This window comes from Streptomyces sp. NPDC047085 (assembly GCF_040643735.1).
In the GTDB taxonomy this organism is placed as follows: domain Bacteria; phylum Actinomycetota; class Actinomycetes; order Streptomycetales; family Streptomycetaceae; genus Streptomyces.
The window spans coordinates 187,715-200,230 of the sequence record NZ_JBEYUW010000003.1 but is presented as its reverse complement, the minus strand read 5'-3'; the positions used below and the strand labels follow the sequence as shown (position 1 = coordinate 200,230).

At 72.0% G+C, this 12,516-nt stretch carries 9 protein-coding genes and 1 riboswitch; of the genes, 6 read left to right on the top strand and 3 right to left on the bottom strand.

All coding sequences use genetic code 11. The features are described 5' to 3' along the window. Positions 1 to 128: 128 nt before the first annotated feature. Positions 129 to 1,496, top strand: coding sequence for an SWIM zinc finger family protein (locus ABZ865_RS12015; protein ID WP_361227779.1), 1,368 nt, complete (start codon positions 129 to 131; stop codon positions 1,494 to 1,496). A 74-nt stretch (positions 1,497 to 1,570) separates the two neighbouring features. Further along, on the top strand, positions 1,571 to 3,247 hold the full coding sequence (locus ABZ865_RS12010) for a DUF5691 domain-containing protein (protein WP_361227776.1): 1,677 nt from the start codon (positions 1,571 to 1,573) through the stop codon (positions 3,245 to 3,247). A gap of 55 nt (positions 3,248 to 3,302) precedes the next feature. Here ABZ865_RS12010 and ABZ865_RS12005 read toward each other — a convergent pair whose 3' ends face one another. Further along, positions 3,303 to 3,725 carry a cobalamin B12-binding domain-containing protein gene (locus tag ABZ865_RS12005; RefSeq protein WP_361227772.1) on the bottom strand — a complete coding sequence of 141 codons (423 nt, stop codon included), beginning with the start codon at positions 3,723 to 3,725 and terminating at the stop codon, positions 3,303 to 3,305. A 224-nt stretch (positions 3,726 to 3,949) separates the two neighbouring features. Between ABZ865_RS12005 and ABZ865_RS12000 the strand changes: the two genes are divergently transcribed. Together ABZ865_RS12000 and ABZ865_RS11995 are read left to right on the top strand one after the other, a co-directional pair. Then, positions 3,950 to 4,801, top strand: coding sequence for an alpha/beta fold hydrolase (locus ABZ865_RS12000; protein WP_361227769.1), 852 nt, complete (start codon positions 3,950 to 3,952; stop codon positions 4,799 to 4,801). 373 nt (positions 4,802 to 5,174) lie between these two features. Further along, on the top strand, positions 5,175 to 6,674 hold the full coding sequence (locus ABZ865_RS11995; protein WP_361227766.1) for a M23 family metallopeptidase: 1,500 nt from the start codon (positions 5,175 to 5,177) through the stop codon (positions 6,672 to 6,674). Positions 6,675 to 6,723: 49 nt separating this feature from the next. On the opposite strand, the gene pcrA is transcribed toward ABZ865_RS11995, so the two are convergent. Next, the gene (gene pcrA / locus ABZ865_RS11990) at positions 6,724 to 9,216 is read right to left on the bottom strand and encodes a DNA helicase PcrA (protein ID WP_361227763.1); all 2,493 of its coding nucleotides are present in this window, start codon (positions 9,214 to 9,216) and stop codon (positions 6,724 to 6,726) included. A gap of 261 nt (positions 9,217 to 9,477) precedes the next feature. Continuing rightward, positions 9,478 to 9,651, top strand: a riboswitch (cyclic di-AMP (ydaO/yuaA leader). Between the two features lie 8 nt (positions 9,652 to 9,659). Here pcrA and ABZ865_RS11985 point away from each other — a divergent pair. Further along, positions 9,660 to 10,880 carry an NlpC/P60 family protein gene (locus ABZ865_RS11985; protein WP_361227760.1) on the top strand — a complete coding sequence of 407 codons (1,221 nt, stop codon included), beginning with the start codon at positions 9,660 to 9,662 and terminating at the stop codon, positions 10,878 to 10,880. Positions 10,881 to 10,983: 103 nt separating this feature from the next. Next, on the top strand, positions 10,984 to 12,003 hold the full coding sequence (locus ABZ865_RS11980) for a tellurite resistance/C4-dicarboxylate transporter family protein (RefSeq protein WP_361227757.1): 1,020 nt from the start codon (positions 10,984 to 10,986) through the stop codon (positions 12,001 to 12,003). Here the strand turns inward: ABZ865_RS11980 and ABZ865_RS11975 are convergent. After that, entirely contained in the window at positions 11,981 to 12,334 is a 354-nt protein-coding gene (locus tag ABZ865_RS11975; RefSeq protein ID WP_361227755.1) for a hypothetical protein, read from the bottom strand. The genes ABZ865_RS11980 and ABZ865_RS11975 overlap by 23 nt on opposite strands. Positions 12,335 to 12,516 lie beyond the last annotated feature (182 nt).

Here is a 12,516-nt window from a genome sequence, read left to right as displayed (position 1 = left end):
AGGCCCCCTCCAGCTCGGCCGGTTCGAGATCTGGCATCCACCGTGCACCACGCCACTGACAATCGCTCTGACCTGCGCGAACGGGCTCGCGGGACCGATTGTCAGTGGGGGGATCTACCGTCGTTGGCATGACTCAGCAGGGGGTGCGCTGGAGTGCGGACCAGGTGCTGGCACTGGCACCTGACGCCGCGTCGCGCAAAGCGGGCAGCAAACTGGGCACGGCCGGGCCGTGGTCCGATGCGGGCAGTGGCGCGGAAGGGACGGTGTGGGGGCTGTGCAAGGGCAGCGGCAGCAGGCCGTACCAGACGGTGGTGGACCTCGCGGACGCGGCCGGGCCCGGGTACAAGTGCAGTTGTCCGAGCCGGAAGTTCCCGTGCAAGCACGCGCTCGGACTGCTGTTGCTGTGGGCGAGCGGGGACGGCGCGGTGCCCGCGGCGGCCGAGCCGCCGGACTGGGCCGAGCAGTGGCTCGCGGACAGACGCAGGCGCGCGGAGAGCAAACGTAAGGAGGGCGGCGGGAGTTCGGCGTCGCCCGGGGCCGCCGATCCCGAGGCGGCGCGGCGGCGGGCGGAGCGCCGGGCCGAGCGGGTCACGGCGGGCGCGACCGAGCTGGAGCAGCGTCTGGCGGACCTGCTGCGCGGTGGTCTGGCCTCTGCGGAGCAGGCGGGGTACGGGCTGTGGGAGGAGACGGCGGCCCGCATGGTCGACGCGCAGGCCCCGGGTCTGGCGGCGCGGGTACGGGAGTTGGGGGCGATACCGGCGTCCGGTCCGGGCTGGCCGGCCCGGCTGCTGGAGGAGTGCGCGCTGCTGCATCTGCTCGACCAGGGCTGGCTGCGCCGCGACCGGTTGCCCGACGCCCTCGCGGCGACGGTCCGCTCCCGGCTCGGCCTGCCCGCCTCGGCGGACGGCCCGCCGGTGCGCGACCGCTGGCTGGTGCTCGCCCAGTACGACACGGTGGACCCGAAGCTGACGACCCGCCGGATCTGGCTGCACGGCACCGAGTCGGGCCACATCCGGCTGCTCCTCTCCTACGGCGCGGCCGGCCGGGCACCCGAGCTGTCCCTGCCGGTCGGCCTGGCCCTGGACGCCGACCTGTCCGTCTTCCCGGGCGCCGGTCAGCTGCGGGCCGCCCTCGGCGAGCAGCACGCCCCGCCCGCGCCCGCCGCGACCCGCCCGCCCGGTCTGACCACGGCCGACGCGGCGGCCCGCTACGGCGAGGCGCTGCGCGAGGACCCGTGGCTGGACTCGGTCCCGGTCACCTTGGAGGCGGTCGTACCCCAGCCGGCGCAGCAGCCGGATTCCTGGCAACTGGCCGACGCCGGCTCGGACTCGGCGCTCCCTCTCACCCCGGCCGCCCGCGCGCGCCCCGGCCTCTGGCGCCTGGTCGCCCTCTCCGGCGGCACCCCCGTCACGGTCTTCGGTGAGTGCGGCCACCGCGGCTTCACCCCCCTCACAGCCTGGTCCCGGACCACGGGCACTCCCATAGCGCTGTGCTGAACCACCCGCCCGCCCCGGCGACACCGACGGAAGGGAACCTCGTGCACGGGACCCCGACAGCACCCCACCCCTCGATGGAAACAACGGAAACAACGGAGACGACGGAAGCCGGCGAGCCGCACGTGCCCGCCTCCCCTTCCTGGGAGGACCTGGTCACCACCGCCCTCCTCGGCACCGACAGGCGCCCGCCGACGGCGGCGACGGCCGGGCGGGAAGCCCCGGTCGCCCTGCTGGACGCCGCGGCCGTCGCGGTCGTACGACGGCGGGCCGGGCTCCGTGCCGGGCCCGCGGCGCCGAGGCCGGAGCCGGCCGTGGAGGATCCGCGGCCGGTGCTGCCCGACGCGGCCGCGCGCAGGCTGGCGATGCTGCTGACGGACCGCTCCGGCGTAGGCGGCGGCCGGCGGGGCAGCTCGCCGGACCTCATGGAGTTGCTGCCGCAGTGGCTCGCGGCGGCGAACGCGCACGGGTACGCGGCTCCCCCGCAGTCCCTGCCCGCGCTGCTGGACGCCGCCCGGGGCCGGACGGACCTGCGGCCGGCGGCGCTGGCATTCGCGGGGCCGCGCGCACTGTGGCTGGCCCGGCTGAACCCGGACTGGCGGTTCGCCCAGCGCTCGGCACCCGGCGGCGGCACGGCACTGCCCGATCCGGACGACGACGAGGCAGTGCAACGGCTGTGGCAGGAGGGGCTGTTCGCCGAGCGGGTCGCGCTGCTGGGCGCACTGCGGGCCCGTACGCCCGCGCTCGCGCGGGAACTGCTGGCCTCGACCTGGGCCACGGAACGGGCGGAGGACCGGCTGATGTTCCTGGACTCGCTGCGCGCGGGCCTGTCCGCCGAGGACGAGCCGTTCCTGGAGCAGGCGTTGGCCGATCGCAGCCGTAACGTCCGCGCCACGGCGGCGGAGCTGCTGTCCGCGCTGCCGGAGTCCGCGCTCGCCGCGCGGATGGCGGTGCGGGCCGGGGCATGCGTCGCCGTCGACCACACAGGAGAGGTGCCCGCGATCGCTGTGGAGGCGCCGCTCGAATGCGACCCAGGGATGGAACGGGACGGCGTCGTGGCCAAGCCCCCTGCGGGCCGCGGGGAACGGTCGTGGTGGCTGGGCCAGTTGGTGGAGGCGACACCGCTGACCACCTGGCCGGGGCGGCTCGGCGGGCGGACGCCCCGGCAGATCGTGGACCTGCCCGTGGCGGACGACTGGCAGAACGAGCTGCACGCGGCCTGGTGCCGGGCCGCCGTACGGCAGCACGACGCCGAATGGTCGAGAGCGCTGCTCGGCTCGCCGTCGGCACCGGAGGCCGGCGGGCCCGGCGCGGTCTCCCTCGCCGAGCGCGCGAAACTGCTGGCCACCCTGGACGCCGGTGAACGGGCCGCCTGGGTCGCCGGGTTCATCGCCACCCACGGCCTGTCGGAGGCGTTCCAGCTGCTCGGAGTGTGCGCGGTGCCCTGGACGGCACCGCTCGGCCGGGCCGTCGTGGACGCTCTCAACATCGCGCGGGACGCCGGCAGTTACCCATGGAGCTTCAGCGGAGTGATGGGACTGGCCGAGCGCTGCCTGGACCCGTCCGAGGCCACCCGCCTCGACGGCCTGCTGGCGATACCCGACGAACGCGAGGACGCGTCCCCGGGCGCCGGCGGCTACTGGGCCGAGGCCTTCCAGCGCCTCGTCACCACCCTGCGCCTGCGCGCGACGATGGCCGAGGAACTGACCCCGCCCGGCACCGACGACCCCTCTGGGGGCGCCCCCCGCTCATAGAGCCGGCAAGCACCCCCTGCTCACAGCGCTTGAGGGGGATGGAGGGCGAGGCCGCTCAGCCGCCGGACGCGGCCGGCTGGCGCACGTTCTCGCGGACCCACTCCACGATCGCCGTGGTCGTCGCCCCCGGTGTGAAGATCGCCGCGACGCCCTTCTCCTTCAGCGGCGGGATGTCCTCCTCCGGGATGATGCCGCCGCCGAAGACGAGGATGTCCTCGGCGTCGCGCTCCTTGAGGAGGTCGATGACGGCGGCGAACAGGGTGTTGTGCGCCCCGGACAGGATGGACAGCCCGATCGCGTCGGCGTCCTCCTGGATGGCCGTGTCGACGATCTGTTCCGGGGTCTGGTGAAGCCCGGTGTAGATGACCTCCATGCCGGCGTCACGCAGCGCCCGCGCGATGACCTTTGCCCCGCGATCGTGGCCGTCGAGCCCCGGCTTGGCGACCACCACGCGGATCGGACCGGCTGCCACACCCATCACTGCCTCCATCAAGCGACCACGGAAGCGACTGCTTCCGCCGTACCGACAAGTACCGCACATATGACACGTTCCGCCACCCGTCGGGAAGTGAACGAACGTTATCTCCAGCATCCCGCAACCGGCAGTTTTACGGTGCGCGGCGAGGGGGAAATCACACGGTGGGACATCAAGGCACACGGGGGACCGAGCCGCCTCCCTGTGTGCCGACAGGAGGTCGGCCAATGAAGGTCACCGGGGTACTGCCACTCTTCCTCCCGCTCTGCCGGCGCCTGTGGCCCGGCAGACTGGCCTCTCTGTACGTGACGCTTCTCAAGGCCACCGCGCTCGAGGCCGCGATCCTCGCCGGACACCTGCTGCTGTATCCGACCGGCTTCACCCAGGAACGCCGCCAGGCCGCGCTCCCGGACCAGGACGGCACCGCCCGGCTGCCCGTGGCGCCCGGCGCGCCCGTCGTCCTCCTGCACGGCTTCATCGACAACCGCTCGGTCTTCGTGCTTCTGCGCCGCAACCTCGCGCAGAACGGCCGACAGCGCGTCGAGTCGCTCAACTACTCTCCGTTGACCTGTGACATACGGAGCGCCGCCGAACTGCTGGGCCGGCACGTGGAGGAGATCTGCGAGCGCACCGGCAGCGGCAAGGTCGACATCGTGGGACACAGCCTCGGCGGCCTGATCGCGCGCTATTACGCACAGTGCCTCGGCGGTGACCTGCGGGTCCGCACCCTCGTCACGCTGGGCACCCCGCACTCCGGGACCCGGGCCGTACCGCTGGCCAACGCCCACCCGATCGTGCGGCAGATGCGCCCCGGCTCGGACGTGCTCGAGGAGCTGGCCCGGCCCGCGCCCGGCTGTCGTACGCGGTTCGTCAGCTTCTGGAGCGACCTCGACTCCGTGATGGACCCCCTGGAGACGGCCTGCATCGAGCATCCCGACCTGGACGCGCAGAACGTCCGCGTCTCCGGAATCGGACACCTCGCCCTGCCCGTGCACCCCGCCGTCGCGGCCGGGATCCGGGAGGCCCTGGACACCCCGCACCCCGAGGACGTGCTCGCAGGCGGGCTGACGGTGGCCTGAGGGGCTTGAGGGGCTTGAGGGACATGAGGGACTCAAGGGGCGTGAGGGACACCGGATGCCGACTTGAGGGTCACCCGGTGCCGGTCTGACACTCACGGACGTCACCCGAGGACCGCCCCGGCGCCCGAACGAGGGCCCCCGGCACCTGTCCGGCACCCGTCCGACACCCACCAGGCACCCGTCCGACACCCGCCCAACGTCGAACATTCATCGAACACAAGGGCAAGGTCGCGTCCGTCACCCCCCGAAACACGGGCGAATGCCCGTTTCGGGCTCACGCGAAACCGGCCGAAGATTGTCGCGCCCGCGTACCGCCGGGTACAGTCGCCGCACTGCTCTGGCAGCCCCTGTTGTCGAGGCGAAAGAGAAGTTGGTGAACGACCGTCACCCGTCGGGGACCATGACGACCCCGGGTTCGGCTTCCGACGCCTCCTCCGCGCACTACGCGCCGTACGGAGCGCAGCAGGCCCACTACGACGACCTCACCACGTACGGCGGTTACGACGCCAGCGGTTTCACGGCGGGCGCCACCGGCACCGGATCCTTCGGCACCGACCCGCTCTTCGGCAGCTTCCCGGGCGACGCGCAGACCACCGGCGCCTACGACACCACGCAGTGGGGGACCGGCACCGGCCACTCCCCCGCCTACGACCCGTACGCGGCCCAGCACCACGCCGCCTACGACTCGGGCGTGTACGACGCCACCGCGTGGACGGTGCCCGCGCAGGCCACCGGGAACGACATCAGCGGCCAGTGGGACGCGAGCGCCTGGCTCCAGCCGGACCAGACAGCCGCCGCGGACCCGGCCCAGCAGTGGGACTGGGGCACCCAGACCTTCGACACGGGCGCGTACGACGCCACGCACTGGAACTCCGACGGCACCGCGTCCGTCGAGCAGGAACAGCCAGGCGAACCGTTCGATCAGTCGGCCACGGGCACCTTCGACCAGGTGGCGTACGGGAACGAGTCCTACGAAAACGACTCCTACGACGACGACTCGTACGAGAACTTCGCCGAACCGGGCGCCGAAGAGGACGAGTTGGGCGCCACGGGTGAGGTGCCCGCGGTTCCGGAGCTGCTCGACGACCAGGAAGAGGCCGTTCCGGCGCCCCGCGCGGGTTCGCGAAGCGCGGCGCGTTCCCGGCGCCGTACGCCCGCCAAGCGCTCGGCGCTGCTGACCGTCGCGGTGCCCTCGGCCTGCGTGATGGGGGTCGCGGGGATCGCCGCCGCCTCCGTCGGCAACCTGACCGACGGCGGCAGCGACACCACGGCCTCCGCCTCGGACGCGCACGCGGTGCAGCCGTCCGTCGCCAACAGCAAGCTGGACACCCAGCTCAAGACGCTCTCCGCGGGCGCCGACGACTTCGCCGACCGGGCCAGCCGTACGCAGGAGCGCATCGACCTCAAGACGCAGCAGGCGCTGGAGAAGAAGAAGGCGGCCGCGGAGGCCGCGCTCAAGGAGCGGCTGCGTCCCAAGTTCGCGCTGCCGGTCCTGCAGCGGGGCCTCAGCGCCTACTTCGGGCAGGCGGGCGTGAACTGGATGTCCGTGCACACGGGCATCGACTTCCCCGTCTCCTACGGCACCACGGTCATGTCCGCGACCGACGGCGTCGTCTCCACGAAGTGGAACAGCGCCTACGGCAACATGATGATCGTGACGGCGAAGGACGGCACGGAGACCTGGTACTGTCACCTCTCCAGCTACCGCGTCCTCGCCGGTACGGCCGTCAAGGCCGGCCAGCCGATCGCCTACTCCGGCAACTCGGGCAACTCCACGGGTCCGCACCTGCACTTCGAGGTACGGCCCGCGGGCGGGGCGGCCATAGACCCGCTGCCGTGGCTGCGCAGCCACGGCCTGGACCCGACGACCTGAGCCCTCGACGAAGTGAGCCCCGCCGATCAGGCGGGGCTCACTCGTCTGCCTACAGCTTCTCCACCGGCGCGTACCGCAGCAGCAGTCGCTTCGGCTTGCCGTCACCGAAGTCGATCGTGGCCTGGGCCTTGTCGTCCACGCCGGCCACCGCGACGACCGTGCCGAGCCCGAACTGGTCGTGGATGACCCGGTCGCCGACGGCCAGGGCGACCACCGGCTTGTCAGAGGCCCGCCGCGTGGCGAACCCGGACGCGCCCGCCGCCGACGAGCGGGAGCGGGACGAGGAGAGCGAGGCCGCGATCCCGGACGTGGGACCGGAGGACTTGGGCGCGGGCGCTCCCGTCCGCTTCCACTCGACGTGGGCCGGCGGGATCTCCTCCAGGAAGCGGGAGGGCGGGTTGTACGACGGCTGGCCCCAGGCGCTGCGCAGCGCCGACCGCGTGAGATAGAGCCGCTCCCGCGCGCGCGTGATGCCGACGTACGCCAGGCGCCGCTCCTCCTCCAGCTCCTTGGCCTGGCCGAGGGCGCGCATGTGCGGGAAGACGCCGTCCTCCATGCCGGTGAGGAAGACGACCGGGAACTCCAGGCCCTTGGCGGTGTGCAGGGTCATCAGGGTGATGACGCCGGAGCCTTCCTCGTCCTCGTCGGGGATCTGGTCGGAGTCGGCGACCAGCGCGACCTGCTCCAGGAAGTCGGACAGCGCCACCGACTCGCCCTCACCGCGCTCCTGCTCGAACTCCAGGGCCACGGCGGCGAGTTCCTGGAGGTTCTCGATCCGGGTCTCGTCCTGCGGGTCGGTGGAGGCCTGCAACTCGGCCAGGTAGCCGGTCCGTTCGAGGACGGCCTCCAGGACGGTCGCCGGTCCGGCGCCGGACTCCACGATGGTCCGCAGGTCCTCCATCAGCGTGTTGAACCGCTTGACGGCGTTGGTGGAGCGCGCGGCCATGCCGTACGCCTCGTCCACCCGCTTCAGGGCCTGCGGGAAGCTGATCTTCTCGCGCTGGGAGAGGGCGTCGATCATCGCCTCGGCGCGCTCGCCGATGCCCCGCTTGGGGACGTTGAGGATGCGGCGCAGCGGCACCGAGTCCTCGGGGTTGGCGAGGACGCGCAGGTAGGCCAGGACGTCCCGGACCTCCTTGCGCTCGTAGAAGCGGACGCCGCCGACGACCTTGTAGGGCAGGCCGACGCGGATGAAGACCTCTTCGAAGACACGGGACTGCGCGTTGGTGCGGTAGAAGACGGCGACATCGCCGGCCTTGGCCTCGCCCGCGTCCGTGAGGCGGTCTATCTCGTCGGCGACGAACTGGGCCTCGTCGTGCTCGGTGTCGGCGACGTAGCCGATGATGCCCGCGCCCTGGCCGGCGTTGGTCCACAGGTTCTTCGGGCGGCGGGACTCGTTGCGCTCGATGACCGCGTTGGCGGCGGACAGGATGGTCTGCGTGGAGCGGTAGTTCTGCTCCAGCAGGATCGTCGTCGCGTTCGGGTAGTCCTCCTCGAACTGGAGGATGTTGCGGATGGTCGCGCCCCGGAAGGCGTAGATCGACTGGTCCGCGTCACCCACGACGCAGAGTTCGGCGGGCGGGAGGTCGTACTCGTTCGGCGGGACGTCGGCGTCCTCGGAGGCGCGCTCGCCCGTGCCGACCAGTTCGCGTACCAGGGCGTACTGGGCGTGGTTGGTGTCCTGGTACTCGTCGACCAGGACGTGCCGGAAGCGGCGGCGGTAGTGCTCGGCGACGTCCGGGAAGGCGCGCAGCAGGTTGACCGTCGTCATGATCAGGTCGTCGAAGTCGAGGGCGTTGGCCTCGCGCAGGCGCGACTGGTAGAGCGCGTAGGCCTGGGCGAGGGTCTTCTCGAAGCCGTCGGTGGCCTGGGCGGCGAAGTCCTCCTCGTCGATCAGCTCGTTCTTCAGGTTGCTGATCTTGGCGCTGAAGGACTTGGGCGGGAAGCGCTTGGGGTCGAGGTCCAGGTCGCGGCAGACCAGGGCCATCAGGCGCTTGCTGTCGGCGGCGTCGTAGATCGAGAAGGACGAGGTGAAGCCGAGCTTCTTCGACTCGCGGCGCAGGATCCGCACGCACGCGCTGTGGAAGGTCATGACCCACATCGCGTTGGCGCGCGGGCCGACGAGCTGCTCGACGCGCTCCTTCATCTCGCCCGCGGCCTTGTTGGTGAAGGTGATCGCGAGGATCTGGCCCGGGTGCACGTGCCGCTCGGCGAGCAGGTGGGCGATGCGGTGGGTGAGCACGCGGGTCTTGCCGGAGCCGGCGCCGGCGACGATGAGCAGGGGGGAGCCGGCGTGGACGACCGCGGCGCGCTGGTTCTCGTTCAGCCCCTCCAGCAGGGCCGCGGCGTCGATCGCGGGGCGCGGGGCGCCGTCGCGGTAGTACGCGTCCCGGTCCGGCGGCACGTCGAACTTCCCGCCGAACAGATCGTCCGGAAGCGGCTCCGGAGCGTGATCGTCCTCGGGCGGCGGCGGGGGTTCCTCCTCGTGCCCGCGAGGGGTCTGGAGGTCCGCCAGGAAGCTGTCGTCAAAGAGGCTGCTCATCGCTCTCCGAGTCTAGGGCGCCGCACCGACAACCGGTCGCCGCCTCGGGAACATGGCCGGTTCGACGGAGGGTTGATCTTCGCCGCCCGGAGAGCCGACGGTCCCTCACGCAGCGGAATCACGCCGTGACACGGGAGCGTTCCCACGACAAGGTCACGAAAATGTATCGGACATATAGTGCACCAACCTTCACACGCGTCACACGAGTTGGCTAGGTTGCCGTCGGGCCGCACGCCCCCTTCCGGCGAACGTCGCCGAGTCGCGCGGCCTCCGCCGAGTCCGGCGCGTCGCTGCACGGCGCCCGGAGCCGGGGACCCACCGATCCCTGGGGTGAATCGGCCCACGTCCCGCCCGGGACGAGAGCCGTAGGGCACGCCTTCCGAACCATCCGCCCGAACCCGACAGCTAACCCGGTAGGCGGCACATGGAAGGAGTCGCCTCCCTTGGCGTCGCACCGCAAGCCGCGCCCCGCGGGCACACTCGGAGCCGGATTCCGCACCCCTGTCCTCGCCACCGCCGCCCTCACCTCCGTGGCCGTACTGTCCCAGACGGCCGAGGCCACCCCGTCCGCCGACGGGAAGCCGAGCCTGGAAGAGGTCGAGAAGAAGGTCGACGACCTCTACCGCCAGGCCGAGTCGGCGACCGAGAAGTACAACGCCGCCAAGGAGCGGGCCGGCAAGCAGCGCACGCGCGTCGACAGCCTGCGCGACGACGTCGCCCGGCGCACCGAACGGCTGAACAAGGCCCGCGAGGAGCTGGGCTCGTTCGCCGCCGCCCAGTACCGGACCGGGGCCGCCACGCCCCAGACCGCCACCTTCCTGCTCGCGAACGACCCGCAGGACTACTTCGACCAGAGCCAGCTGATGGACCGGCTGACCTCGCGGCAGAAGAGCGCGGTCGACGACTACATCACCGAGCAGTCCGCGACCATGAAGAAGCGGCAGGAGGCGGCCAAGAGTCTCCAGACGCTGTCCGAGTCGCAGCGCGAACTGCAGACCGCCAAGACCACCGTCCAGACGAAGCTCGCCACCGCGCGCGAGCTGCTGTCCAAGCTGACGGCCGAGGAGAAGGCGCGGCTGGCGGCGATCGAGCAGCGCAAGCAGCAGGAGGCCGCGCGCAAGGCGGCGGAGCTGGCGAAGCAGCAGGCGGCCGAGGAACGGGCACGGGCGGCGGCACAGGCGCAGCAGGACAGCGGTTCGTCGACGTCGAGCGGTTCGTCCACCTCCGGCACCTCCGGCAGCTCGGGGGGTTCGTCCACGTCCGGTGGTTCGTCGAGCGGTGGCTCGACGTCCTCCGGGACGTACGCCACCAAGGCGGAGAAGGCGCTCGCCTTCGCGCGGGCGCAGATCGGGAAGCCGTACGTGTGGGGCGCCACCGGCCCCGACTCCTACGACTGCTCCGGCCTCACCCAGGCCGCCTGGAAGGCCGCCGGCGTCAGCCTCCCGCGCACCACCTACGACCAGGTCGACGCGGGCACCACGGTCTCCCTCGCCGACGCGCAGCCCGGCGACCTGATCTTCTTCTACGACGATGTCAGCCACGTCGGCATCTACATAGGCAACGGCATGATGATCCACGCCCCCAAGCCCGGCGCGTACGTCCGCGAGGAGTCGATCTATTACGCCGGCGCATCGATCATCCACAGCGTGGTACGACCCGCCTGATCCGCCCCCTCTTCGTACCCCACTTCGTACCTCACGCGTTTTCGAGCCCCACGCGCGCGTGCCCTCCCGATGGGCCACGCGCGCGTGGGGCACGATCGGGCGCATGCCTGGCATCTCGGCTCTGCGTGCGTGGTGGACGGGGCGTCCGTCGGCGGCGGGGGCCGCCGTGATGGCGACCGGCATCGTGTCGATCGGCCTGCATCTGACGGGCGCCGAGACGCTGTCCCGGATCGCCCTGGGCCTGGCCTGCGCCGGCTGGGTGGCGCTGGGCGCCGACTTCGTCGTACGGCTGGTGGGACAGCGGCGGCGGTGGGTGGCCGAGGCACGCAGCCCGGGCGCGCTGACCGCCGTCGCCGCCACGACCGTGCTCGGCACCCGGATCTCGCTGCTCGGCGGGCAGACCCTGGCCGAGGCGCTGCTGGCGCTGGCGGCGCTGCTCTGGCCGGGGCTGCTGCTCCTCGTCGTACGGCACTGGGAGCGGCGCATGCCGGGAACGGTGTTCCTGTGCTGTGTGGCCACACAGGGGCTCGCGGTGCTGGCGGCCACGCTGGCCGCGGCGGAGACGACGGCGTGGCTCGCGCACGCCGCGCTGGTGCTGTTCTGGCTGGGCCTGGTGCTCTACGGCCTCGCCCTGGCGCACTTCGACCGGCGGCAGGTCGTCGAGGGGGCCGGTGACCACTGGATCGCGGGCGGGACGCTGTCGATCTCGGCGCTGGCCGGGGCGAAGCTGCTCTCCGCCGACAGCGCGCGGCTGTACCTGTGGAACGACGACGACCGCGGCGTCCTGCGCGACGTCACCGTCGCACTGCTCGTGCTGGACCTCGCCTGGTACGTCGTGCTGCTGGCGGCCGAGCTGGCGCGGCCGCGGCCGGGCTACGACGTGCGGCGGTGGGCGACGGTGTTCCCGATGGGGACGACGGCGGCGGCGATGCTGTCGGTCGCGGTCGCCCTGGACGTCGACTGGCTGCAGGGGCCGGGGCGGGTGCTGGTGTGGGTGTCGGTGGCCGCGTGGCTCGCGGCGGCGGCCGGCGCGGTGCTCGCGGCCCGCGCCGGAACCGGAACCAGCACGGGCGGGGGCGGGGACGGGACGACGCCGGGCATCACGTCCACAGCACGGCGATGAAGATGTTCGCCGTGGTCAGCCCGCCGACCAGGCCGAACAGGCTCTTGTCGACCTTCTCGTCGTCGCGCTTCACGTAGACCAGCCCGAGGATCACGATCAGCAGGGCCAGCTTCACACCGATCTTGACGGTGTTGACGTGGTGGTCCTCGGCCTGGTTGAGGCCGACCAGGGCCACGCCGGTGACCAGCATGGTGAACGCGCCGTGCAGCATCCCGGGGACGAAGCGGGCCGTGCCCTGGCCCATCGCCTTCATCTGGGTGAGGAAACCGCCGAGCAGCGCGGCGATGCCGATGATGTGCAGGCCGACGAGGAGATGGATGAGTACGTCCATGGGTCCGGAGCCTAATCAGAGGCATGGGGCCGCCTGTCGGCGGGCCCGGCGGAGCCGCCGTGGATCTTGCATATATGCGCTCCATAGCACCGCAGGCCTCCCTCATGCCCCCGCATTGCGCGCATCGGTCACCACGCTGCGTGAAGGTGACGACTCTGCCTCCGCAATCCGGTCACATACGG